Here is a 22,270-nt window from a genome sequence, read left to right on the forward strand (position 1 = left end):
TAACCCCGCACCCGAAAACTGCTCATTCGTCGCTCCCATCCAATCGCAGCCGTCGCTCGACGACGTCGCGAGCGACCTCCTCGAGACGACGGTTCTGGGCATAGGCGTGAGCCCGCATCCGTGCCAGAGCCTCACCGATGGATACCCCCAGTTGCATCATGACCATCCCTTGCGCCTGGAACAGTTCGGCGCGGCGTCCCACCTCCAGGGCCCCGGCATCGCCGTCGCGCGCGACCCCGTTCTGTTCCCGGTCGAGCAGTGCTTCCACGGCGACCTCGGTGAGGGTGAAGGCGGTCCGCAGTTCCGCACCGTTCAACGGGCCCGCCCGGTCCCGGAAGACGTCCATGACCCCGAGCCGTGCGGCGCCGACCTGCAACGGGAAGGCGAACACGGCACGGACGCCGTCGCCCCGGGCGGCCGGGCCGTAGAACGGCCACCGGTAGGGCCCGGCGTCGGACAGATCCGGCGTGAGCACCGGCCGGCGAGCGGCGAAAGCATCGATGCACGGTCCCTCACCGAGGACGAACTGGAAATCCTCGACGCGCTCACTCAACGGATCCGATGCGGCGCACACCCCACGCGTCCCGTCACTGGTCATCACGCTGATGCCGGACCCGGTGGCCGCCAACGCCTCGACGGCGGCCAGGCAGATCCGCTGAAGCAGGCCCAGGTCCGCCGGCTGCCGGTCGATGAGCCGCCGGACGAACGCCCGGCGCTCGTCCTCGCCGAGGGCCGAGGTCATGACGACACTCGATCGGGAGACAGCCGGGCCGGGCAGCGCGTCGATACCGGCACACCCGTCCCCTTCCAAGCGCATACGCCGGGGACTGGGGCGGCATGAGCCAACAGATAGGGCTCACCCTACTCCTCGCCGGAGCCTGCTCACTTCTTGGCGGATCGGATTGCTCGTTGGCGCACCGGCCCGCCGAGCGTCGGTATCGGGCCGCTTGTGCCACCGCCCCATTAGCCGGGTATATACCATTAGCGAGGCCATATCAGCGTATGACCACGGCGAGGGCCGGCGGGCTGGCCCGTGAACGGACGGGTTCGGTGAGCAGGATTCTCGTGGTCGACGACGAGCCGGATCTGCGATTCATCCTCCGGCGGATCCTCACGCGTGCCGGCCACGAGGTCACCGAGGCCGGTGACGGCGCCACCGCCCTCACCTCCGTGCAGGAGACGGCACCGGATCTCGTGGTGACCGACATGATGATGCCGGTGATGAGCGGTGTCGAACTCATTCGAGCGCTGCGGGCCGACCCGGTGACCACGGCGATTCCCATTCTGGTGATCAGCGGCGACGCGCACCTGGCAGTCGACGCCGATGCCGCGCTCGCCAAGCCGTACCAGCGCGCCGAGGTGCTCCGGGTGGCCGCGAGACTGCTCCGGGAAGGACGTGGCACGAAGTGAAGCGACTGTCGACCGGGCAGGCGGACCTGGACCTGATCCTCGGTGGCGGCCTGCAGCCGGGTTCGGTGGTGGTCGTGGCCGGGCCGCCCGGATCCGGCAAGACGATCCTGGCGCAGCAGATCTGTTTCGCCAACGCCACCGTCGAGCACAAGGCCGTGTACTACACGACCCTGTCGGAGCCGCACTCCAAACTCATCGAGCACCTCAGCGGTTTTCCGTTCTTCTCCCGGGAGGACCTGGGGCCGAAGGTCGAATACGTGCACCTGGGCGACAAACTGCGCGGCACCGGCGCCAACGACCTCGAACCGCTCATCGACGAGGTGGTCCGCAAAGCCCTCGACGACGAGCCGGCGCTGGTGGTGATCGACAGCGCCAAGATGCTGCGTGACTTCGTCAGCGACCACGTCCTGCGGATGGCGCTGTACGACCTGACCAGCCGTGTCGCGCACAGCAGGGCGGTGCTCCTGCTGCTCGGCGAGTACACCACCGAGGACATGCAGAGCGGGGTGGAGTTCGCCCTGGCCGACGGCATCGTCCACCTCACGCACGAAGCCCGCGAACCGGTGGACCGGCGCGGCCTGCGAGTGATGAAGCTGCGCGCCGCCACCCACCTCAACGGCACGCACGCGGTTCACATCACCGCCGACGGGTTCCGGGTGTACCCCCGGGTCGAGTCCTTCCTCCCCGAGTCGGTGGCCGTCCGGCGCGGCCGCATCCCTTCCGGGATCCCTGGCCTGGACCCGCTGATGGGCGGCGGCATCCCCGACGGGGACGCCACCCTCGTGCTCGGCGCGTGCGGCGTGGGCAAGACCATCGGCTGTCTGCGCTTCGTGGCCGAGGGCCTGGCCCGGAACGAGCGGACCCTCTACATCAGCTTCCAGGACACCGTCGACCAACTGATCTACGTGGCCGACACGTTCGGGTGGGACTTCGAAGCCGCCCGGGCCCGCGACCAGATGGTCATCTCGCACGTACCGATGGGCAGCCTCGACCTCGACGTGCTGGCGACCGTGATCCGCCACCGGATAGCCGACGGCACGACCACCCGGATCGTGATCGACAGTCTGGACGCGATGGCCAACGCCGCCCGCGAGGCCCACCGGTTCCCCGCCTACCTGCGCAGTCTCCTCGGCGTCGTCCGCGACGCCGGCGCCTCGTTGTGGGTCACCAGCGAGACGACGACGTTCGGGCCCATGGCCGACCCCCTGGTCGGACTCATGTACCTGTTCGACAACGTGGTCCAGCTCCGCTACCTCGAACACAGCGCCGAGATCGGCCGGGCCCTCAACGTCCTGAAGATGCGCAACAGCCGCCACGAGAGCGGCATGTATTCCTGCCACATCACCGAGAACGGCTTCACAGTGGGTGACAAAATCGGACGACTCACCGGAATGCTCGGCTGGAGCGTCCTGCGCGAGTGCCCCGCCGCACCCCGTCCTGACGACGACGCGGGCTGACGACGCCTTTCTGTGGGTCAGGCCGCGTCCATGGCCTGGACGTCGTGCAGCTCACCGGCCATCATGTGCAGCCGCTGGACCGGCACCTGGAGGCGCAGGAGCGGGAACTCGTCCAGTTCCTCACGGGTGGCGTGCTCCAGAATCGCCCGGTACAGGGTCGCGAATCCGCTGTCGAAGCCCGAGTGGCGGGTGCCGAGGTCGTGCAGGGTCGCGAGGGACCGCTGGATGGCGGCTCCCGCGAGCATGCGGGCCGTACCGACCACGTCACCGGTGCCGGTGCCGGTGCGGGCGGCCGGATGGACGACGGCCCGTTCGCCGCGCTCGTGCAGATGGACCAGGGCCTCGAGCTCCCTGAACCGCCGCTCTCTCTCCGCGCCCCGGGAGCGCTCGACACCGGCACACAGCCGGCGGATTTCGTCGTGCTGCTCCAGCAGCACATCGATGACGTCGGCGTAGCCCATCACGACCACCGGCCCGCGCCATGCGGACGCGTGACGGTTGCCCGAGGTGAAATCGATCGAGGAACTCATGGCCGGCCCCCAGAATCAGCAGCGATGACGCCGGGGTCCAGAGCGTTGTGGCTTGATTCCTCCACGGTACTCCGCGCCCCGAGCGGAATCCCTCCGCGCCGGGCGCCCATTGCGCTTCCGTGCTGGAGAGTGGACCCGTGCTGGAGCGTGGAGATGAGGGCGAGGGTGGATTCCGCGCCCTGGTTGAGGTTGGGTCCGTGCGGGGTCAGCCCGTCGTAACCGCCGCCGGTCGCCGGGTCCCACATCGCCCGGCCGATGTCGTTGTCGCCGAGGAACCAGGCGACGCACCGGTGCACGCCCTCGTGCCAGCCCTGATCGCCGGTGACGCCGGCGGCGGTGGCGCAGGCATCGGCCAGCGCCGCCACCTCGATCGGTTGCTGATCATGGCGCAGTCGTGGCGTGCCGCGTTGCCAGCCGGCCGCGGGCAGGACCGACAGATGGCCGTCGCTGGTCTGGATGTCCAGCAGCCAGGTCAGCATGCGCAGGCCGGCGGCCCGGGTCGGGAAATCGCCGAGAAGGTCGCCGGCGAGGATCAGGGCTTCGGCGAGCGCGGCGTTGGCGTAGGTGAGCCGCTCGTCCGGCCACGGCCAGCGCGGATCGGAGCCGGGGCGTCCGATCACCGTCACGGCGTCAGCGAGGAGCGAAGCAGCAGATCCGTCGGCGAGCAGCGAAGCGGCAGATCCGTCGCCGGGGTCGGCACGGAGCAGTTCGGCGGCGCCGAACGCGGCGAATGCCATGGCCCGCGGGCTGCCGGCACGGCAGGAGGCGCCTCGGATGAAAGCGTGGCGGGCTTCCCGGCGGATCCACGGAGCCGGGCAGCGCGCCGCGGCGGTCCCGAGGCCCCAGAGGGCGCGTCCCCACCAGTCCCCCAAGCCGGGTTGATCGGCCCAGTTCCGGTCGAATCCGAGGCGGTTGCGGAAGGCGCCGCCGGCGTCCTGCGCGTGGGTGAGGAAGGCCAGATAACGCTCCGCGAGCCCCAGCACCTCGGCGGAGGGATCACCCTCGCGGCTGGTGACGACGAGGCCCCGGGCGGCGTCGTCGGTGCAGTAGCCGTGCCCACGGCGGGCGATGGCGTGCCGGGCATGTTCGAAGAGGCCGGTGTCGTCGGTCAGCCGCATCAGGTGCGTGAAGGGGGCGGCGGGCAGGACGACGCCGGTGCGCGGCGCCGTGCTGGTGGCCCTGACTGTCACGTGCCGGCCACGGCGACCGGGTGATGATCGGTGACGAGCGTCGCGGCGAGTTCGCGGTATCGCTGGGCGACGACCGGCCAGCGCAGTGTCGGTTCGGCCTGGCCGTTGCGGTCGCGCAGCGTGGCGGCCAGGGCGGGCTGGGTGAGGATGCGCCGGATGGCGGTCGCGAGGGCCGCCGGGTTCTTGTGCGGGACGAGCAGGCCGGGTCCGTCGGTGAGCAGTTCCACCGCGTGCGGGAAAGCAGTGGCGACGACCGGGATCCGCGCCGCCACCGCCTCGACGAGGACGCCCGAGGTGACCTGTTCGGTGGAGTCGTACGGCAGCACGACGACGTCGGCGGAGCGGATGAGCTTCCCGAGCGCCGCATCGTCGAAGTACGCCGACTCGTAGCGCACCTGATGCGCGATGCCGAGGGCGGCGCCGAGCTGGTGCAGGCTCGCCCGGTATGCCTCGCCGTGCAGTTCGGCGACCTTGGGATGTGTCCGGCCCGCCACGGTGTAGACGGGTGCGGGCTTGAGCTTCTGCAGCCGGGCCAGGCCGCGCAGTGCCCATTCGATGCCCTTACCCGGTCCGAGCAGGCCCCAGGTGAGCAGGTGTGGCTGGGGGTGCCGGCGAATCGGCGGGCCGGCGTAGTCGGAGGCGCCGTGCGGGATCACGGAGATCTTCGCCGGGTCGACGGCGTAGCCGGCGAGCAGCCGGTCGTGAGCGGCCCGCGTGATGGTCACGACCGCGCCGGCGGCCCCCGCGATCTGTTCGAGCAGCGACTTCTGGCTCGGCGTGGGCCGGCTGAGCACGGTGTGCAGGACGACGATGCTCGGCACGGTGAGCCGGCGCAGCACGGACAGGACCTCTCCGCCGTCGCGACCCGGGTAGATGCCGTACTCGTGCTGCACGACGGCGATGTCGAAGCTGTTCAACGCCGCGGCGCTGTCGCGCCAGCCGGCCGGCGTTCCGGCTGTCCAGGTGTGCACCACACCGGGCTCGGACGTGAGGTCGTCGCCGTGCCCCGCGATCCGCACGACGCCGCCCGCGACGCCGGCCCGGCCGAGGTGGGCGGCGAGTGCGGCGTTGAAGGTGGCCAGCCCGCAGCGGGTGGGCGGGTGAGTGCTGAGGAATCCGTACCTGATGGTCATGAACCGTGCCTTCCGTTCGTCGGCCCCGGCGCGGGTCACGCGCCGGCCGGCCGCACGCGGCGACGGCGCCGAATCGGCGAAAGCGTCGGTCGTGCTGGATTGATCGACCGGCCAACGCCGGCCCGCTCTCACACCGATTCGGAGTCGGCCAGCGCCATCGGATCGAGGTGCAGCATGGCCAGCAGTCCGCCGTGCTGCGCAGGGTCGATGCGGTCGGGTAGCTCCCGATCGACGAATTGGGCCCTGGCGTGCTGGCCACGTTCGCGGAGCGCGGCGATTACGGCAGCCTTCGAAATGGTCATATGTCTGCTCTCCCGAGGTTGTCCGCCGAGGTGGACCGGAGCCGCCGGGGTCAGGAGCGACGTCCCTCACCCTACGCCCAGGGCGACCGGCGCGCCGAACGGCTCCCCGCGCCTGCTACGCGTCAACGTGGCATGGGAACGCCCGGGAGAACGCGAGGCAACCGTCGCTTGCCGCCGGGCGGCGTAGGCTTGACATCAAATCCACCTTTTTCGTGATTCAGCCGCCTAGACCCCGCGGGTACGACCTAAGGAAGCCCCGTGATGTTCAGCGACGCCATGACCCATCCGACCGACACCCAGGTCGCCGCGCACGCCCTCGTCGAGGCGGCAACCATGGGCGGATACGCCCCGTCGATATGCAACACCCAGCCGTGGCGGTGGCGCCTCACCGCCGGCACACTCGAATTGCGCCTCGCGCCGGAGCGGATCCTGCGGGTCACCGACCCGGAAGCCCGGCTGGCGACCCTGAGCTGCGGTGCGGCGCTGCATCACGCACACGTCGCGTTGCGCGCACAGGGCTGGCACGCCACCGTGACCCGGGAACCCCACGACGCCCCGGACGTGCTCGCCCGGCTTCGGATCACCGAGCGGGAAGCCGCCGACCCCGCCTCACTGGAGTCCTTGCGGGTCATCCCGTTGCGGCACACCGACCGCCGTCCGATCATCGGAACACCGGTGGATCCGGCGGACCTGGCCGCCGTCGTCGCGGCGATACGCGCCCACGACACGGACCTGCACACGCTGCGACCCGACCAGATCATCGAGCTGGCCGCGGCGGTCGACCACGCGCAGCGCAGCGAAGCGGCGGACCCGGCCTGGCAGGCCGAGCTGGCCGCCTGGGCGGGTGGCACCCGGCCGTCCGGATCCGGCGTTCCGGACGCGACGATCCCCGACCGGGCGACGCCGACGACGGTACCCAGCCGCGATTTCGGCCATCACGGTGCTCTGCCGGTCAGCGGCGGGCACGACACGGCGGCGGTGTTCGTCATGCTCTACGGTCGCGGCGACGATCCGGTCGACTGGTTACGAGCCGGTGAGGCGCTGTCCGCGGGTTGGCTCACCGCCACCGGCCACGGCGTCTGCGTGGTGCCGTACAGCGCGCCGATCGAGGTGATCGCGAGCCGGCAAGCGATGCGGGCGATGATCGCGAGCGTCGGTCACCCGTACCTGCTGCTGCGACTGGGCCGGCCCGACCCGGCCGCCACCCTCGCCCCGCACGCGCCCCGGCTGCCCGTCGACCAGATCATCGAGTACGCCTGACGACGTGCCGCCTGCTATTCCGGGATGATGACGGTGGGACAGGTGGCGTGCTGGACGCAGTGCTGGCTGACCGAGCCGAGCAGCATCCCGGCGAAGGCACCCTGACCGCGGCTGCCGAGGACCATCAACTGGGCTCCCTTGGCGGCATCCAGCAGGACCTGCGCGGCCGGTCCTTCCAGCACGTGGGTGGCGACCGGCACCGGGTGTTCCTCCCCGCTTCGGACCTGCGCCACCGTCTCGGCCAGAGTCTTCTCGGCGTACTTGACGACGGCGGCGTCGTCGATCCCGGTGGGCGTCCATCCGTAGGTGTAGGCGTACATGGGCGGCACCTGCCACGCGGTGACCGCCTCGACTGTCGCGCCGGTCAGCCGAGCATGGGCGAGTGCCCAGCGCAGCGCTTGCGCGGAACCGGCGGAATCGTCCACGCCCACGACGATGCGATGATCCTCTTCGCGCTTCTGATCGATCATGTGGAACTCCTGACCATGGCCCGCCGGTGAATGAGGACGGGTGATGAATGGCGCGGGACGGCGTGCGCCTGCCGCGAGTGTCTACGTGAGCCAGGTGTTGCGCCGCACGAGCGGGGTCGCTGCCCACCGGCGACCGAAGCCCCAGACGTTTCCGGCGCCCAGCAGGGCCAGCAGGATCAGCACCGCCGCGTAGACGAGGTGGTCGTCCAGGAACGGGTTGGTGGCCGGCGGTAGCACCACTGTCCACATCAGCACGGTCAGCAGGGCACCGGCGGCCGCGGCGACGCGCATGCCGATGCCCAGGACCAGCGCTGTGCCGATGCCGGCCAGCGCCGCCATGAACAGGCCGTCGACGACGGCGTTGCCGGCGATCGAGTGATAGAGATCGGCGAACGGGCCGGCCGCGGACTCACCCAGGAAGCCTGCGGTGGGGCTGCCACCGTCCAGCCACGCGTTCGCGGCGGGAGTGCCGCGCCCCAGACCGAGCAGCTTGTCGAGGAACGCCCACAGGAAGAGCCAGCCCATCGCGAGCCGGATCCCGGCCGACAGGTAGCGCGCCGCGGTGGCCGTCCGGCCCGTGATCGACAACGTGCTTTCCGGTACCCGCGCCTGGTGCCGGGCACCCGGTCCCGGCCGTTCGCGGGCGGTCGGACCCGGTCCCGGCCGTTCGCGGGCGGTCGGCGAGGAGGCGGGTAGGGCCGTTTCGCGACTGTTGGCGATGCTGACCATCGCACTCACATTCCTTCGGATTGCTCATGGCGCATGGTCCGCGGCGCATCCAGCGCAACCACGGATCGATCGGATGGCGGCGCCACCGGCTCAGAGCGGCCACCGTGCTCCCGTGCGGGCTCCGGCGCCGCTCCCGGACGCGGCAACCAGAGCACGGGCCACGATTGGCGGGGAATGTCGACGGTGTCGGCAGGCTCAACAGCCACCGGGGTCTCGGGCGACGCTTCGACCGTACGCGCATTTCACCGGCTCTGCCGACCCGCGCGACGCCCACGAACCCGATGGCGGGTGGATGCATGCTCATGCCGATGAGGGGCGCCTGTGGCGTCGTGTGGTGCGGGTCATGGCGCGGATTCGGAGCTTGTTGGTGGCGTACCGGCTGCGCGGGAGGCCGGGAACAGAAGTGACCTTCCCGCGCGGCCGGTGTCGATCAGCCGGCGAGTTGGCTGGACTCGACGGGCAGGCCGGCGGCCACCCAGTCCTGGATGCCTTCGCGGTACTTGCGCACCTTGGTGTAGCCGAGGGCGGTGAGCTTGTCGGCTACCCGCTGGCTGTTCGGGCAGGCCGGGTTCGAGCAGTAGGTCACGATCGGCGCGCCACGGTCGGGCAGCAGCGTGCCGGCACGGTCCGCGACGTCGGCCTCGACCAGCGCGATGGCGCCGGGCAGGTGCTGCTGAGCGTAGTAGTCGCCGCCGAGGGCGTCGATGACGGTGACGGTACCTGCGTCGATTTCGGCGCGGAGCTGTTCGCGGGTGATGAGGGCGGTCATGGCATCCTCCAAGTAATCGGACTACAGTCCAGTTATGCCTCGAGACATTAGCGGACCGCAGTCCGGTTCCGCCAGGCCGGCAGAAGAACTCCTGCTGTTGTGCAGCTCACCGCCCGTCGAGCGGGCCGACGCCGCTCGCAACCGTGTCGCCGTGCTGAACGCAGCAGCGGCCCTGTTCCGCGAACACGGCATCGAGGCGGTATCCATGGACGCGATCGCCGCTGCCGCAGGCGTGGGCAAGGGCACGCTGTTTCGCCGCTTCGGCGACAAGGCGGGACTGGCCGTCGCATTGCTCGACGAACAGGAGCGCAGCCTGCAAGAGGCGATCATGTTCGGCCCGGCACCGCTCGGACCGGGCACGCCGGACGACGACCCCGGCTCACGCGAACGGTTGCGGGCTTTCGTGGCCGCCTACCTCGACTACCTGCTGGCCCATCTGCCACTGATACGGATGTCGGAGACCGCTTCGCCCGGTGCGCGCTACCGGATCGGCGCATACCGGTTCTGGCACCGGCACGTCTCGCTGCTACTGCAGAGACGCGATGACCCAGAGGCCGACGCGCACACCCTGCTGGCCGCCCTCGCCGCCGAACACGTGCACGCCGTGGCCGCCGAGGTCGGTGCCACCCGAGTACGCCACGCCGTGCAGGGCCTTGCCGATGCCCTCACCATCTGAAGCCACGGCACCGTTCTTGACCGATCACCCTCATCCCGCGGACAAGGCGCGTCGCGCTCACGTACCCGTCACGGTGCGTAAGTGGTTCGTGGCCGACGACAGGGTCTCCTGGCGCCTCGAAGGCCGGCGCCCAAACTCGCGAACATCGAGATCGGTGAGACATCGCTGGTGCCTGACTTTCTCAGCGGGCGACCAGCTCGTCGATCAGACTGTCGGCCAGCCTCTGGGTACGGGCCTCCGTATGATCCAGCGCGATCACGACCATACCGGCACGCTGCGCGGGCAACCGGGCGATCTGGGCGCTCAGACCCGCCCACAAGCCGCCGTGGCGGTGCAGCGGGAAACCAGCCCGGGTCAGCACGTCGACACCCCAGCCGTACGGGATGGGCGTGCCGTCGTCGAGCCGGCCCGCCGTGTGCAACAGGCCGGAAACGCCCAGCTCGTCGTTCATCAGGGCCTCGTTCCAGCGCATCAGGTCGGCCGCCGTCGACCAGACGCCGCAGTCGCCGAGCGACAGCGGCGCCGGGGAGCCCAGCTCGGTCGGCGTGGTGCCGGGCGGGAACGGATCCGGGCCGGGCCAGTAGCGGGTGGCGGCCATGCCGAGCGGCTCGAACAGGCGCGAGCGCGCGAAGTCCGGGAACGGCTCGCCGGCGATACGTTCGACGATGACCGACAGGCAGGTGTAGCCGGGGTTGCGGTAGCTGAACGCGGTTCCCGGCGTGCTCTCCAGGGTCGCGTGCCCGCCCAGCTCGGCCAGCATGCCGGGTACGGTCCGGTCCCGCCCGGCCTTCTTGAGCGCGAAGAACTCGCCGGCCTCGGGCAGTCCGCCGGTGTGGTGAATCAGGTGCCGCACGCGGACGGTGGCCGCCCACGCCGGAAGCTCGGGGATCCATTCGACCAGCGCCGACTCGACGTCGAGCTTTCCCTGCCGTACGAGCAGCGCCACGCACGCGGCCGTGATCTGCTTCGACACCGACGCGACGCAGGCCGCCGTGAACGGTTCGCCATGGCTCACGTACACCGCCGGCGCGTCCCCGTGCCGCAGGCCGACCACGACCCGGTCGCCGTCGCCGTACCCCGCCAACTCGATGAGCGCGGCGGCCCGCTCGGGAAACCCTCGATCCACCGGCCCAGTATCGGGAGCGGCCGCGACCATGTACATCCGCGGCGACGTCTTCGAGGCCCTGTCCGGCATGGAGGTCGATCCGGCGGACTGCCGGCCGGCGTCGACGCTGGCGGAGGCCGCCGGCTTGACCTGGGACACAAAGTGGCCGGACGCGCACGCCCGGCCACTACCCCTCTGAGCTGCTGAAACAGCCGATTTCAGCCCTTCAGAAGCTGCCTCGCCATCACGATCCGCTGCACCTGGTTCGTGCCTTCGTAGATCTGGGTGATCTAGGATCGCACCCCATCTGAGCTGGGAAAACGTCGAGTCCCGGACCCCTTACCCAGGATTTACCCAGGACGTTGACGCGCGCGGGCTCCGCTTCGCGACTAAATCATCGACCGCAGGGGATATGCAACCGTCCAGCGGTAATCAGCAGCAACCAGCAAGATCGTGGGCACCAACCTTCACGCTACGCCGTGACGCCCGCCAGAAATGCTGCTTCTGCCGGATTGACCGCGCCGAGGCGCTACTTCGTGTTAACCCGCCGGTGCTGAAGTTCCGTAGCTCCCGTGCCGTCCGGTCGAAGATGATCTTGTGGTTGTGTAAGCGCCGCGGCCAGGACTTGTTGCGCGCTTGATGGATTCGAGAACGTGCCTTCCCGGAGGTCGCGGCGGTGATCCCGTACCGAAGGATTCCGCATGTCTCGTGCATGGGTTACGGCCCGTCTCAACGGCCTTGGCTACACCTGTTTCTGGATTGACCCGGATAAGAAGCAACGGCAGAAGACGTTCAACCTCAAAGCCGACGCGCAGGTCTTTCGGGGCAAGAAGCAACGCGAACTCGATACCGGCACGTACCTGGAGGCTGAACGCGGCGCCGAGACCGTCGTCTCGTTGTTCGAGCGGTGGGCGACCAGCCGGGGCGTGGAAAACTCGAGCGTCCGGCAGTACCGCAGCATGCTGAACCAGGCGGTCCAGCCCTTCTTCAAGGCGAAGGCGACCGGGGCGCTGAAGCTCGCCGACGTGCAGGAATGGATCCTGTGGATGCGCGACGTCAAGATGTACGCGCCGCAGACCTTGCAAACCAGGTTCGGCTATCTGTCGTCGGCGCTGCGATGGGCGGTCGACAACGACGAGCTCGGCCGTAATCCGGCCACGCGGGCCAAGCTGCCCGGCCGGCGCGCCAACGTCCGCCGGAAGGTCAAGGGCAAGATCGTGGTGCCGGCTCTTGACGAGATTAGAGCGTTGATCGCCGTGTTCGATCCACGCTATGTCGCGATGGTCTGGGTGATGGCTGGTTGCGGGCTGCGCATCGCGGAGGCGATGGGCCTGTGTGCCGACCAGGTCGACTTCTGTCGTGGCGGGTTGCACGTGGATCGGCAGGTCACCGAGGACGGTGAAACCGAAAGCGGCAAGAACGCCGGCCTACGGCTGAAGATGTACACCAAGCACCGCGACGCTGAGGATCCCGGCCGTACGGTGCCGCTGCCGCGGATCGTCGCCGACGTCCTGCGGACGCACCTCGACCAGTTGGCACGGTCACGTGGCGATCGTCTGACGGTCCGGTCCGTCTGCTGTTTCCCAACCACACCCGTAGAGGGCTGTTGTACCAGTTCTACTTCCGGAACAACGTGTGGTCACCCGCGCTTGCCGCGTCGAGGGTGTCGTTCGACCGCACTCACGTCCTGCGACATTTCTTTGTCTCGTCGCTGCTGGCCGACGGTGTTCCGATCACCGATGTCGCGCAGTGGCTGGGTCACGCCTCGCCGGAGATCACCCACGAGTATTACGGGCACCTGATGCCTGATGCCCCGGATCGCGGCCGTGCTGTGATCGACAGCGCGATGGCGCCGCTGGCCACGGTGACGGGGATCGGCAGCAGCACACGCCGACGGTCGGGGGCCGGAAACTGCCGCGATTATGCGCAGACCCGGCCGGTCGCGGCTTGACCCGGCACGAGGCCCGCTTGGGCGCTGTGGAGCCAGCTCACGGCGTGGTGTGGATCTCGTCGCCGTCTTCCGCTGGCCGCTGGTCGGGGATCAGCGCGTCGGGGATGAGGCCGCTGTGGTGGGCGGCGAGGTATTCCCTGGCGTGCTCGACGGTGGGGTCGTGCTCGAATTGCTCTTGGAAGTATTTCAGCCGGTCTCGGCAGTCGTCGATAATCTGAGACCAGCAGCGGACCCAGACGCGGACGGTAGCCGCGCCTTCGGTGTATTGCCCGATGCAGCCGGGCGGCAGGTTCGTGGACCGGGTTTTGGCCTTGGCGACGTCGGCCATGTCGGTGGTTGCGAGCCAGAAGTCCCATTCCACGCGGACATCGGCGAACTGCGGATCGCTGATGACGGCGAAGGCGTAGTCCTCGATCTGGTTGATCTCTTTGTGCCCGACGACGATGTCCGGTGCTTTGAGTTCGACGACGAGGTGCTGGCGTCGGCCGTGTTCTTTGCGGGCGCGCGAGAGCATCAGGTCGACGATGCCTTTTACATCGATCACTTAGCGCTGTATCGAGTGCAGGTGTTGGCTGATGCCTGAGCGGTGAGAAGCGTTGCCCGCTGCTCCGCGCCGGATGCTGTGGCGCGCTGTGCCGGGGCCGTCAGCATCTGTCGAGCTCAGAGGGCCAAGCAGAACGGCGGTGAGTGGGACGCCGGCTTTGGCGAGGGTGGCCGGGGTGGAGGCCATTCCGGCGAAGCTGGCGTAGGCGGTGGTGCCGTAGCGGTTGGCCAGCAGTTGGGGTCCGACGAGGCTGGCCACGCCGAACCCGAGCCCGAAGGCGGTCACGGTGAGCACCGTGCCCATGCGGCTGGCGCCGGTCCAGGGCAGGCAGGTCGTGGCGGTGACCTGAAGGCCGATCACGACGGCCACGAGGCGGTGCAGCGGCAGCCGCCGGCCGATCGCGGTGAGCAGAAGGCGGCCGGCGACCGAGAGCATGCCGAGTAGTCAGGCGACGGTGACGGCGAACGTGGCTGGTTGCCCGCGGCTGATCAGGTAGCCGACTAGGTGCACGGGTCATGGCGCTCATCGCGGCGGCGTGGGCGGCGAAACCGCCGGCCAGCAGCCAGAGCCAGCCGTCGCGCAGGGCCGTGCGGATGGTGGCGGCCCTCGCGTGCGCGCTGGCCCGGTGATGATGCGCCTGGGCGGTGGCGGGCGGTCGGCGTATGACGAGCGTGTGCAGGGGAATGGCGAGTGTGCCGTAGGCGGCGAGTACGAGCAGGGTGATGCGCCAGCCGTAGTGATCGTTGAGCAGGCCGGTGAGCGGCATGAAAATGATGCTGGCGAATCCGACGACGACGATCATGTCGAGTATTGGGCCTCTCAACTTCGCACCTACTTCGCACTCACTTCGCACCTACTTCGCATTCTGCTTGTTCGGGTGCGAAGTAGGTGGTGGGATAGGAACGTGGGCGTTGAAGCTGTGAAGGAAACCCTTGCCGTACTGCGACGGATGGGCGGTGAGCCGGCGCGGATCGAAGCCAAGCGTGCGGCCGGCGGGATGCCGAAGTCGGTCCGGGAGACGCTTTCCGCGTTCTCGAACACGGACGGCGGGACGATCTTGCTCGGCGTTGACGAAGCGAGCGGCTTCAGCCTTGTGGAGCTGACGGACCCTCCGGCGCTTCGCGACGCACTGGTGCAGATGTCACGAGACGACATCACGCCGCCGCTACAGATCAGCGTTGAAGTGGTCGAAGTTGAGGACCGGTGGCTGGTCGTCGCCGAAGTGCCTCCGGCGCAGGCGGACCAGCGCCCCGTATACGTCACTGCCCAGGGAATCTCAGGAGGTTCCTATCTGCGCGGCGGCGACGGCGATCGTCACATGACCGAGGCCGAGATTGCGCTGGTCATGGCCGCACGGACCCAGCCCTTGTACGACCGGGAAGTTGTCGATGGGACGACCGTGCAGGATCTGGATGACGAGGCGTTACGGCGCACGCTGCGCAGAATCCGATCCGGGTTTCCCAAGCTGGCCCAGTCTGACGACGCGACGGTCCATTTCCGACTCGGGATCACCGCTGGGCGCTCGGCCGACGCTCCGTTGACGCTCGCAGGGCTCTTGGCTTACGGGCAGTTTCCGCAGCAGTACTTTCCTCAGCTGATGGTCTCTGTCGTCGTGCACAGCCCGGATAGTGCCTCCGGGACGAGATTCCTGGACAACCAGACAATACGGGGCTCGATTCCCGAGATGATCGAGACGACGCTGTCCATGCTCCGGCGAAACCTCGCGGTACGTGCGGTCATCAGTGATCGCGGCTCGCGCATCGATGAGGTCGAGTATCCGTTGGAGGCCGTCCGTGAGGCACTCGTCAACGCGCTGATGCACCGCGACTACAGCCCCGTGACCCGCGGCACGCAGGTACAGGTCGAGCTGTTCCCCGACCGGCTCGTCGTTCGCAGCCCAGGTGGCCTTTACGGAGGAGTCACGGTAGATGAGCTCGGTGAGGCGGGAATCTCGTCCTCACGCAATGCGGTGCTGGCCAGCCTTCTCGCCGACACCTACCTTCCCTCCTCAAACGAGCTCGTCGCCGAGAACCGATCCTCCGGCATCCCCGCGATGCTCGCCGTGGCGCGCAGTCGCGGTCTGCCCCGGCCCAGCTTCCGCAGCTCCATCGCCAGCTTCATGGTCACCATGGCGCGATCGGAGCTCCTCAACCCCGAAACCCGCCGCTGGATCGCGGGACTCGGCGCGCATCTACCCACACCAGCGCATCAGATCGCCGTGGCGATGCTGCACGAGGACTACCTGACCAACGAGATGCTCCGGCAATGGGGCGTGGACCGCGTCACCGCCGGCCAGGTTCTGCGAGATCTCGTCGAACAGGGCCTAGCGCTCAAGGAAGGTGGCCGCCGCTACGCGCGGTACGTTCTCGACCCTGCTGTTTCCGGACGGTCGGAGGCTCCTGACCTCTTCTCCGCATTACCCGGTGAGCTGACGCCCGACGTAGGACAGGCGCTCAAAACACGTGGCGAGGCGACGGCCGGCGAGCTGGCCGAAGCGACCGGACTGTCCCGACGGGCAGTCCAGAACCACCTGCGCACCATGATGGAAGCGGGAACCATCGACGCCGTCGGCCCCACCCGAAGCCCCAAGCGGCGCTATCGGTGGATCGGGATAGTCGACTGATCTCGGATGCCGCCGGGTGAGGTAACGGCCCTATGCCGAGGAGGCGCCTCACGTCTTCCCGCGTGGCATCGCGATCACACGGAGCCATTGCGGCATTCCACTGCGTAGCAGTTTCGGTTACCGTCATGCCGAGTGTCCGGATCCACGGAGGACGAATGGCGCGACGCAAGGGCCTTCTCGCCCAGATTCTCGATGCCCGCAAGCAGGCCAAAAAGCTCGAGGCCCAGGCAGAGGCACGCAGGCACCGCGAGTTGATCGCCGAACAGAAGCGGCAGGAAGCCGAAGCCCAGCGGGAGGCGAAACAGGCGGAAGCCGCAGCGAAGAAGGCCGAGGCGCAACGCCTGCGCCAGCAAGTGCAGGCCCAACGGCTCACCGAGCAAGCAACGGCCAAGGCCGCCCGCGAGGCGGCACAACGAGAACGTGCCGAGGAACGTCGGCGGGCCACCGAGGCCCGAACGAGAGCTCAGGAGGCAGCGTCGGCGAAACGGCATGCAGCCGACGAGGAGTTCGCACTCAAGACCGCCGAGGCCGAGTTCCGTACTGAGGCGGTAAGCAACACGCTCGCCGAGTATTCGGCGCTGCTGCGCAACCGCAACCGGGACACACGCAACGCCGTACTCGAACTGAGCGCCGCACTGTCTCACGGCGGCCCGACAGGCCTCGTCGAACGGCTTCAGCACGCTCTTGCCCAGTCCCGTTATCCAGAAGGATTGACGGGCAGGGTCGCCGCGCACTACGACGCCGCCTCCAGGGAACTGCTCATCGAGTACGAGCTTCCACTCCAGGAGGCCGTGCCCACCGTGGTCGCCTACCGATACACCAAAGCCAAAGGCATGACAGCCGCCCCACGCAAAGACTCCGAGATCAAGGCCCTATACGGAGATCTCCTCGCACGGCTGACCCTCCGTACCCTGGCCGAGGCCTTCGAGGCGACATCCCCTGACATAGTCTCGGCCATCGTCTTCAACGGCTACGTCTCGACCAAGGACAAGGCCACCGGCCGAGCCGTCCGCCCGCTACTGATCAGCATCGGCTCAGAACGCGGCCGCTTCGCCGAGATCGAGCTCGACGAACCGGCACTCGATCCCGTTCTCTGTCTCCGCGGCCATCTCAACGCCATAGTGTCGCCGCACCCCTACGACCTCGAAGCCGTCCAGCCAGTCGTCTCCTTCGACCTGTCCAAGTACAAATTCGTCGACGAAATGGACGTGATCGCCGGCATGGACAGCCGCACCGACCTGCTCACCCTGTCCCCCGGTGCCTTCGAGCATCTGATCCGCCGACTATTTGAGGCCAGAGGCATGAAATCCTGGGTCACCCAGGCGTCCAAGGACGACGGCGTTGACGGTGTCGCCGTTAACGACGATCCCATCGTCGGCGGACTCTGCATCATTCAAGCCAAGCGCTACAGCAGAATCGTCGGCGTCGAAGCAGTTCAGGCCCTGGCCGGCGTCATGGATCACAAACGAGCGGCCAAGGGTGTGCTCGTCACAACCTCATGGGTTGGCAAGGCCAGCCGTGACTTCGCCACCGCGAACGGCCGCATCGTCATCATCGAAGGCCGCGAACTCAAATATCTACTCAAAGAACACCTCGACCTCGACGTCCTCATCGGGCTCGAAAAACTCCCACCCGGTTGGCAAAAGTCTGACATCGACTGACAACCCCCGCCCCGTCAGCAGTGCGTCGGAGTATGCGCGCTCAGCACGAACGATCAGCGGCTGATTAGGACGTCCGGGTATATCGCGCAAGCTCGAACCTACCCTCCATGCCACTCTAGACCGCTATGCTGTATTAGCCGAGGGAGGCAACGTGACTTCGAAGACGCAAGTTTTTCGAATCGATGGGTCGACGGCGACACCGTTTAAACGAGCTTCGATGGTGGAGCATAAATTGCTTGAGACAAACCATTTGGAGGAGTGGGTAGTCGCCAATCCCCAGATCCTGGGCGGCAATATCCTCGTCGTCGCTCAACAATATGCTGGCTGGCAAACCACCGGTGGCGATACCGGCAGCGAAAGGCTTGACATACTTGGGCTTGACTCCACCGGGCAACTTGTAGTTGTAGAACTAAAGCGTCAGAGTGACAAGAGGGTCCATCTCCAGGCGTTGACCTATGGCGCACTCGTCGCCGGTTTCACGAAGGAGATATTGGCAAGCGCGCACGCCAACTACGCCTCCAGCCGACTGGGCGAATCGCTCAGCCTAGAGGAGGCACTTCTTCGGCTACGCGACCATGTTGAGGGCGAATGGGGCGACGAACTGCTAACCCGACCGCGGATCGTTCTTGTTGCCGAGCACTTCCCGCCGCAGGTCATGACTACGGTAAACTGGCTTGCCGAACTTGCGCCAGACCTGATTATTCAATGCGTCGAGCTGTCGGTCTTCCAGGAACCAGAGGAATCAGCTCAACTGTGCGCCACGTTCCAACGAATATATCCGGTAGAGGATATTGCCGATCGGATTCTTGGCCCGACCGGGGGGCAACAGGCCAGTGGGGTCAGTGTCGAGATTGCTGAACGAGCGCGTAGACAACGTTCTGTTCAGATCATCGTGGAAAACGACCTAATTCCGGAAGGCGCACAGCTGGAGCTGCGGCTAGAAACCTTCCTAAAGCCGGAAGACGTGACGACGGTCAACCAGTGGATTTCGGACGATCCCGAACGTCGTAAAGTGACGTGGGTTACCGACAAACAACGGCCGTTGAGGTGGGCAATTGGGCCCCAGAGCTCTCGCTTTGAAACCTGGTCTGCAAGCAAGCTGGCCCAGCACATTATAGAGGAATCCACCGGGCACAATAGAACTGTCTCCGGTCCAGATGTTTGGAATTATGATGGCTACAACCTCTACACCCTTGCCAATGATTCTCTCGAGGTTCCGGCAACCGAATAACAGAACCGCTGCTTTTTTATGCGTCGATTGCGATCCGATCCCTTCGCGCTCATCTCGGCAAGAGAGTATGCGTACGTATTCGCCCGCAAGCTTGCATCGGTAATTTCGACTACGCTTCGGCCGCCACCCGGAAAATTTCGACGACCTCGCGTGGCGCGGCTTCAAGGATCTGTGTGCCAATGGTTAATCGTATTTCCCCGCACACACGGACAGCGGACAACTGTGCGCCTCAATCTTCGCGGCAGGTAATGCAGATCCGCATTATTGATCAACTCGCACCGAGCGCTTGTCGTCAGCCATCACCTGCCGCGCGTCACCGTGCGCAGTCGCGTTCTCGTACGGGCAGTACGCGCCGCTCTTTATGGGCAAGTGCTCGAGCTGGTGGGCGGCGAGCATGTAGCGGAGCGGCGCCGATACACCCATGCCTGCAGGTGAGGCGACCAGGCTGACAAACTGGGCCAGGAGCCCAGCACTGACGGACGCGGCGAGCGCTGCGACGTTCGGACTACCCGCTCCGGTGTTGATCCCGGATTGGCGGATGTACTCGGGGTCGTCGAGGAGGCCGGCTCGATCGAGGCTGAGCTCGTTGACCCGGAGTTGCCCATTGCACACCATGCAGGGGCGGCCGGGGACGAGTGCATGCGCTCGCCAAGTACCGCCTCGCATTTCCCCGCTCGGCAGCGTGTCTAGGGCGATGCCGCCGTCGATGACCGGGATGAGGTCGGCGTACGCGACGACGTTGAGGACGCCGCGAGGCCAGGGACGGTCGACGCAGGAGAAGATGACGTCGTAGTCCAGAGCTGCGGCGAGCCCCGGCGGTGTCGTGATACTCAGGTCGTGTACCGCCACCGTGAAGTTGTCCGATGTCGCGGCCTGTCGAGCGATACGTGCGGCGACCTCGGTCTTACGCCGTCCGAGGCGGGCATCTTCGCGCGTGGCGCCGATCATGCGGTCGAGGTTGAGGTCTTCGACGACATCGATGTCCATTAAGCCAATATGTTCGATGCCCGTGGCGGCGAGGCGTGCAACCACGTCGAGTCCGACGCTGCCGACTCCGATGACGAGGACCTTGAGGCGTGCGATGTTTGCCTGGCGCCGCTCACCCCACGCAGCAATCGTGCGGCGCTGGAAGGCGGTCGCCCTCGGGCGACGACGAGCCTTGTCGTTCCATGTCACGTTGAGCCGCTCTCCGACGACGCGCACGGATTCGGCGACGGCCGGCGCGGCTCGGTCATACCAGACTCGGGCTGACCACTCCCGCCCACCGGTGGCGAGCGTCATCCCGACGATGGGCATGCCGGTGATTGCACGGGCTACGCGTTCGTACTCGGACTCAGTGTTGTGGTCGGGGCTGCTGAGCCCTTGCCAGCCGCGTGCGCCTGGGTGCGAGTGGAGAAGGACAATGCCCTCACCTCGTTCTCGTGCCTCGGTAGCGACCCGGACTACGTAGGCGCCGGTGAACTCGGCGTTGCCGTGCACGAATCGTTCGCCGTCGCGGGGCAGGACGACGTTGCGGATCAGTGCAGTTGTGCGCTCTGCGCCTGTTGACCAGGCGTAGGTGGCGATGCAGACGTCTTCCTGGCCGTCTTCGCGAGTGAGGTGGTTGTCGAGTTCGGCTGCCACCTCTGCAGTCATGGCGATGGAGAGGTTCATGTGATTGCGTCCTTGATCACGCCGCGCACGTGTGCGAGCCAGTTGGTGATGGGCGGCCGGTCGGTGCTCCAAGCGCCGATGTCACGGGAGTGGCGGAGCCAGCCGTCGAGACATTCGGTCGTGTCGGTGTTGCTGGTCGCGAATCGCACCGTGCTCTCGAAGTGCACCCAGTGCGGCGGCGCGGCGGGCCATCCGGCGAGTTCGACCACGCTGACCGCCGTGGGAACTTCTTTTCCCGCGAGCGCTCCGGTCACGGCGTACACCGAGTAGACGACGGCGGACCCTTGGAGGCGGGCCTGGATTCCATGGTCGGCGAGGTCGGCGATGAAGGATGCGACCGGAGCGCTCAGTTGTGGAGACATCAGGCGACGGGGCTGCTCTGCTTGACGGAGATGAAGGTGTCGCCTTCCTGGAGGTCGAGGACCTTTTCGTCCTTGAAGACCTTCGGGTCCTGCCCAGGGCGGATGCGGGCGAGGTCGTACTCGCCGGGGTGGAGACCCCCGAGGCGAAGAAGCGCTGCGGCCTCCTGGTCATCGTCCTTGGTGACGTAGCCGACCCCGTCGATCGTGAAGGTGATCTTGGCGCGCTGCTTGACGGCGATGAACGCGTCGCCGTCCTTGAGGTCGAGGATCTTGCCGTCCTTGACGACCTTCGGCTCGTCACCCGGACGAAGGCGGGCGAGATCGTACGTCTCGGGGTCCCGCCCGGCGAGGCGAAGCAGGCTTGCCGCCTCCTGGTCGTCGTCGCGGGTCGTGTACTCCTTTCCGTCGATCGAGATCTGGAACTTCTTGTGGACGTCGGTGGCACTCATGGCCGCCTCTTCTCTGCCCGCGGTGCGAGCAGTCGCAGTGAACATCAACTGTATCAGGAAAGCGGCAGTGCTGATGTCGAGGAGCGCGTGGGTGTTTCACCGAAGCGTCACTGGGCGTTATGCTGGTCCCATGCCTTGGACCTACCGAGCACGACGGAAATGAGCGACAAGGCCCTTCCCGAAGCCGCCGCCGCCGCCGGAGAGATCGAACGCCTCGACCTGGCGCGCCTTGGTGCCATGCTGCGCGAACGCCGGGGTTCGCTCTCCCTGCGTCAGGCTGCCGCAGATGCCAACGTGAGCTTCAGCACGTTCTCCCGCGTTGAGAGCGGGTCACAGCCCGACCTCACGTCCTTCATGCTTCTGTGCGCGTGGCTCGGCGTACCTCCGAGCGACTTCTTCGCCCCCATCGCACCTCGTGAGCAAAGCAGCGTCGACGCCGCGATCTCCCACCTGTCCTCCGATCCGCGACTCGCACCCGACGCCGCTAAGAAGATCGCCGACATGCTCCGAACCATGTACGACGCGCTTGCTCAGAACATCACCAGTCAGCCGGTTGTCGCGTGCCATCTGCGTGCAGCCAGCGTCCTTCGCCCCGGAGTTCCCGAGCGCCTGAACGCAATGCTCAGCACGATGAACTCGGAGCTTGAACGACTGGTGGACTCGGGAAAACTTTGACTCTCAAGCATGGGTTCAAGGCGAACGCGGAACGAACGGCCAAGCGCTATCGCCAGGAACTCTCCCTCTCGCCGGCCGATCACCTCGACC

Annotated in this window: 25 protein-coding genes; 11 read left to right on the top strand and 14 right to left on the bottom strand. The window is 67.2% G+C overall.

Features of this window, described 5'->3' with window-relative positions; all coding sequences use genetic code 11:
- Window positions 1–22 precede the first annotated feature (22 nt).
- Window positions 23–742 (bottom strand): GAF and ANTAR domain-containing protein, encoded by a 720-nt coding sequence (locus AB0F72_RS10825; protein ID WP_360428654.1) that lies wholly within the window; start codon window positions 740–742, stop codon window positions 23–25.
- Window positions 743–1,050: 308 nt separating this feature from the next.
- Here AB0F72_RS10825 and AB0F72_RS10830 point away from each other — a divergent pair, with 308 nt between their 5' ends.
- Both AB0F72_RS10830 and AB0F72_RS10835 read left to right on the top strand, forming a co-directional pair.
- A complete protein-coding gene (locus tag AB0F72_RS10830) occupies window positions 1,051–1,410 on the top strand; it encodes a response regulator (protein ID WP_360428657.1) in 360 nt (119 codons plus the stop codon).
- Window positions 1,407–2,867 (top strand): ATPase domain-containing protein, encoded by a 1,461-nt coding sequence (locus tag AB0F72_RS10835; RefSeq protein ID WP_360428660.1) that lies wholly within the window; start codon window positions 1,407–1,409, stop codon window positions 2,865–2,867. Before AB0F72_RS10830 ends, AB0F72_RS10835 begins: the two co-directional genes overlap by 4 nt.
- A 17-nt stretch (window positions 2,868–2,884) precedes the next feature.
- Here the strand turns inward: AB0F72_RS10835 and AB0F72_RS10840 are convergent, their stop codons facing one another.
- From AB0F72_RS10840 to AB0F72_RS10855, 4 genes are all read right to left on the bottom strand, one after another.
- On the bottom strand, window positions 2,885–3,397 hold the full coding sequence (locus tag AB0F72_RS10840; protein ID WP_360428662.1) for a hemerythrin domain-containing protein: 513 nt from the start codon (window positions 3,395–3,397) through the stop codon (window positions 2,885–2,887).
- Window positions 3,394–4,515, bottom strand: coding sequence for a glycosyltransferase (locus AB0F72_RS10845; protein WP_360429286.1), 1,122 nt, complete (start codon window positions 4,513–4,515; stop codon window positions 3,394–3,396). The genes AB0F72_RS10840 and AB0F72_RS10845 overlap by 4 nt, the downstream gene beginning before the upstream one ends.
- Window positions 4,516–4,583: 68 nt before the next feature.
- Complete coding sequence (locus AB0F72_RS10850) at window positions 4,584–5,720, bottom strand: glycosyltransferase (protein ID WP_360428665.1); 1,137 nt, start codon at window positions 5,718–5,720, stop codon at window positions 4,584–4,586.
- A 128-nt stretch (window positions 5,721–5,848) separates the two neighbouring features.
- On the bottom strand, window positions 5,849–6,022 hold the full coding sequence (locus AB0F72_RS10855; protein WP_360428668.1) for a hypothetical protein: 174 nt from the start codon (window positions 6,020–6,022) through the stop codon (window positions 5,849–5,851).
- A gap of 261 nt (window positions 6,023–6,283) precedes the next feature.
- On the opposite strand from AB0F72_RS10855, the gene AB0F72_RS10860 reads away from it, so the two are divergent.
- The gene (locus AB0F72_RS10860; protein WP_360429289.1) at window positions 6,284–7,282 is read left to right on the top strand and encodes a nitroreductase; all 999 of its coding nucleotides are present in this window, start codon (window positions 6,284–6,286) and stop codon (window positions 7,280–7,282) included.
- 14 nt (window positions 7,283–7,296) lie between these two features.
- On the opposite strand, the gene AB0F72_RS10865 is transcribed toward AB0F72_RS10860, so the two are convergent.
- The 3 genes from AB0F72_RS10865 to AB0F72_RS10875 form a co-directional block, all read right to left on the bottom strand.
- Window positions 7,297–7,752, bottom strand: a complete 456-nt coding sequence (locus AB0F72_RS10865; RefSeq protein WP_360428671.1) for a universal stress protein — start codon at window positions 7,750–7,752, stop codon at window positions 7,297–7,299.
- A gap of 81 nt (window positions 7,753–7,833) precedes the next feature.
- On the bottom strand, window positions 7,834–8,340 hold the full coding sequence (locus AB0F72_RS10870) for a hypothetical protein (protein ID WP_360428674.1): 507 nt from the start codon (window positions 8,338–8,340) through the stop codon (window positions 7,834–7,836).
- A gap of 571 nt (window positions 8,341–8,911) precedes the next feature.
- The gene (locus AB0F72_RS10875) at window positions 8,912–9,250 is read right to left on the bottom strand and encodes a rhodanese-like domain-containing protein (RefSeq protein WP_360428676.1); all 339 of its coding nucleotides are present in this window, start codon (window positions 9,248–9,250) and stop codon (window positions 8,912–8,914) included.
- 34 nt (window positions 9,251–9,284) lie between these two features.
- Between AB0F72_RS10875 and AB0F72_RS10880 the strand changes: the two genes are divergently transcribed.
- Entirely contained in the window at window positions 9,285–9,926 is a 642-nt protein-coding gene (locus tag AB0F72_RS10880) for a helix-turn-helix domain-containing protein (RefSeq protein WP_360428679.1), read from the top strand.
- A gap of 181 nt (window positions 9,927–10,107) precedes the next feature.
- Here AB0F72_RS10880 and AB0F72_RS10885 read toward each other — a convergent pair whose 3' ends face one another.
- Window positions 10,108–11,052 (bottom strand): serine hydrolase domain-containing protein, encoded by a 945-nt coding sequence (locus tag AB0F72_RS10885; protein ID WP_360428681.1) that lies wholly within the window; start codon window positions 11,050–11,052, stop codon window positions 10,108–10,110.
- Window positions 11,053–11,080: 28 nt separating this feature from the next.
- Here AB0F72_RS10885 and AB0F72_RS10890 point away from each other — a divergent pair, with 28 nt between their 5' ends.
- The 3 genes from AB0F72_RS10890 (at window position 11,081) to AB0F72_RS10900 (ending at window position 12,982) form a co-directional block, all read left to right on the top strand.
- On the top strand, window positions 11,081–11,230 hold the full coding sequence (locus AB0F72_RS10890) for a hypothetical protein (RefSeq protein WP_360428684.1): 150 nt from the start codon (window positions 11,081–11,083) through the stop codon (window positions 11,228–11,230).
- A gap of 502 nt (window positions 11,231–11,732) precedes the next feature.
- Window positions 11,733–12,833, top strand: a complete 1,101-nt coding sequence (locus AB0F72_RS10895) for a hypothetical protein (RefSeq protein ID WP_360428686.1) — start codon at window positions 11,733–11,735, stop codon at window positions 12,831–12,833.
- On the top strand, window positions 12,764–12,982 hold the full coding sequence (locus AB0F72_RS10900) for a hypothetical protein (protein WP_360429292.1): 219 nt from the start codon (window positions 12,764–12,766) through the stop codon (window positions 12,980–12,982). The genes AB0F72_RS10895 and AB0F72_RS10900 overlap by 70 nt, the downstream gene beginning before the upstream one ends.
- A gap of 37 nt (window positions 12,983–13,019) precedes the next feature.
- On the opposite strand, the gene AB0F72_RS10905 is transcribed toward AB0F72_RS10900, so the two are convergent.
- Together AB0F72_RS10905 and AB0F72_RS10910 are read right to left on the bottom strand one after the other, a co-directional pair.
- Entirely contained in the window at window positions 13,020–13,526 is a 507-nt protein-coding gene (locus AB0F72_RS10905) for a hypothetical protein (RefSeq protein WP_360428689.1), read from the bottom strand.
- Window positions 13,527–13,626: 100 nt separating this feature from the next.
- On the bottom strand, window positions 13,627–14,277 hold the full coding sequence (locus AB0F72_RS10910; RefSeq protein ID WP_360429294.1) for a hypothetical protein: 651 nt from the start codon (window positions 14,275–14,277) through the stop codon (window positions 13,627–13,629).
- On the opposite strand from AB0F72_RS10910, the gene AB0F72_RS10915 reads away from it, so the two are divergent.
- The 3 genes from AB0F72_RS10915 to AB0F72_RS10925 all read left to right on the top strand — a co-directional run bounded on the left by AB0F72_RS10915 (window position 14,158) and on the right by AB0F72_RS10925 (window position 19,041).
- The gene (locus AB0F72_RS10915; RefSeq protein ID WP_360429297.1) at window positions 14,158–16,149 is read left to right on the top strand and encodes an ATP-binding protein; all 1,992 of its coding nucleotides are present in this window, start codon (window positions 14,158–14,160) and stop codon (window positions 16,147–16,149) included. The two genes, AB0F72_RS10910 and AB0F72_RS10915, sit on opposite strands and share 120 nt — an antisense overlap.
- A 155-nt stretch (window positions 16,150–16,304) precedes the next feature.
- Window positions 16,305–17,810 (top strand): restriction endonuclease, encoded by a 1,506-nt coding sequence (locus AB0F72_RS10920; protein ID WP_360428692.1) that lies wholly within the window; start codon window positions 16,305–16,307, stop codon window positions 17,808–17,810.
- 151 nt (window positions 17,811–17,961) lie between these two features.
- Window positions 17,962–19,041, top strand: a complete 1,080-nt coding sequence (locus AB0F72_RS10925; RefSeq protein WP_360428695.1) for a hypothetical protein — start codon at window positions 17,962–17,964, stop codon at window positions 19,039–19,041.
- A 261-nt stretch (window positions 19,042–19,302) separates the two neighbouring features.
- On the opposite strand, the gene AB0F72_RS10930 is transcribed toward AB0F72_RS10925, so the two are convergent.
- Genes AB0F72_RS10930 through AB0F72_RS10940 form a run of 3 tightly spaced genes read right to left on the bottom strand, consistent with a single transcriptional unit; the run spans window position 19,303 to window position 21,505 of the window.
- Window positions 19,303–20,694, bottom strand: a complete 1,392-nt coding sequence (locus AB0F72_RS10930) for a ThiF family adenylyltransferase (RefSeq protein ID WP_360428698.1) — start codon at window positions 20,692–20,694, stop codon at window positions 19,303–19,305.
- Window positions 20,691–21,056, bottom strand: a complete 366-nt coding sequence (locus AB0F72_RS10935; RefSeq protein ID WP_360428701.1) for a hypothetical protein — start codon at window positions 21,054–21,056, stop codon at window positions 20,691–20,693. Before AB0F72_RS10935 ends, AB0F72_RS10930 begins: the two co-directional genes overlap by 4 nt.
- Window positions 21,056–21,505: a hypothetical protein gene (locus AB0F72_RS10940; RefSeq protein WP_360428704.1), complete on the bottom strand. Its 450-nt coding sequence runs from the start codon at window positions 21,503–21,505 to the stop codon at window positions 21,056–21,058. Before AB0F72_RS10940 ends, AB0F72_RS10935 begins: the two co-directional genes overlap by 1 nt.
- Before the next feature lie 159 nt (window positions 21,506–21,664).
- Here AB0F72_RS10940 and AB0F72_RS10945 point away from each other — a divergent pair, with 159 nt between their 5' ends.
- Window positions 21,665–22,180, top strand: a complete 516-nt coding sequence (locus AB0F72_RS10945; RefSeq protein ID WP_360428707.1) for a helix-turn-helix transcriptional regulator — start codon at window positions 21,665–21,667, stop codon at window positions 22,178–22,180.
- The last annotated feature ends 90 nt before the right edge of the window (window positions 22,181–22,270 follow it).

The sequence above is a fragment of the Actinoplanes sp. NPDC023936 genome (assembly GCF_040639325.1).
Taxonomy (GTDB): Bacteria; Actinomycetota; Actinomycetes; order Mycobacteriales; family Micromonosporaceae; genus Actinoplanes.

Bases quoted from the DNA above. Each gene is read 5' to 3' on its own strand.
- AB0F72_RS10825 (WP_360428654.1), bottom strand. From the start codon at position 742: ATGACCTCGGCCCTCGGCGAGGACGAGCGCCGGGCGTTCGTCCGGCGG.
- AB0F72_RS10840 (WP_360428662.1), bottom strand. From the start codon at position 3,397: ATGAGTTCCTCGATCGATTTCACCTCGGGCAACCGTCACGCGTCCGCA.
- AB0F72_RS10845 (WP_360429286.1), bottom strand. From the start codon at position 4,515: ATGCGGCTGACCGACGACACCGGCCTCTTCGAACATGCCCGGCACGCC.
- AB0F72_RS10850 (WP_360428665.1), bottom strand. From the start codon at position 5,720: ATGACCATCAGGTACGGATTCCTCAGCACTCACCCGCCCACCCGCTGC.
- AB0F72_RS10855 (WP_360428668.1), bottom strand. From the start codon at position 6,022: ATGACCATTTCGAAGGCTGCCGTAATCGCCGCGCTCCGCGAACGTGGC.
- AB0F72_RS10860 (WP_360429289.1), top strand. From the start codon at position 6,284: ATGTTCAGCGACGCCATGACCCATCCGACCGACACCCAGGTCGCCGCG.
- AB0F72_RS10865 (WP_360428671.1), bottom strand. From the start codon at position 7,752: ATGATCGATCAGAAGCGCGAAGAGGATCATCGCATCGTCGTGGGCGTG.
- AB0F72_RS10875 (WP_360428676.1), bottom strand. From the start codon at position 9,250: ATGACCGCCCTCATCACCCGCGAACAGCTCCGCGCCGAAATCGACGCA.
- AB0F72_RS10880 (WP_360428679.1), top strand. From the start codon at position 9,285: ATGCCTCGAGACATTAGCGGACCGCAGTCCGGTTCCGCCAGGCCGGCA.
- AB0F72_RS10890 (WP_360428684.1), top strand. From the start codon at position 11,081: ATGTACATCCGCGGCGACGTCTTCGAGGCCCTGTCCGGCATGGAGGTC.
- AB0F72_RS10895 (WP_360428686.1), top strand. From the start codon at position 11,733: ATGTCTCGTGCATGGGTTACGGCCCGTCTCAACGGCCTTGGCTACACC.
- AB0F72_RS10915 (WP_360429297.1), top strand. From the start codon at position 14,158: ATGCGCCTGGGCGGTGGCGGGCGGTCGGCGTATGACGAGCGTGTGCAG.
- AB0F72_RS10920 (WP_360428692.1), top strand. From the start codon at position 16,305: ATGGCGCGACGCAAGGGCCTTCTCGCCCAGATTCTCGATGCCCGCAAG.
- AB0F72_RS10930 (WP_360428698.1), bottom strand. From the start codon at position 20,694: ATGAACCTCTCCATCGCCATGACTGCAGAGGTGGCAGCCGAACTCGAC.
- AB0F72_RS10935 (WP_360428701.1), bottom strand. From the start codon at position 21,056: ATGTCTCCACAACTGAGCGCTCCGGTCGCATCCTTCATCGCCGACCTC.
- AB0F72_RS10940 (WP_360428704.1), bottom strand. From the start codon at position 21,505: ATGAGTGCCACCGACGTCCACAAGAAGTTCCAGATCTCGATCGACGGA.
- AB0F72_RS10945 (WP_360428707.1), top strand. From the start codon at position 21,665: ATGAGCGACAAGGCCCTTCCCGAAGCCGCCGCCGCCGCCGGAGAGATC.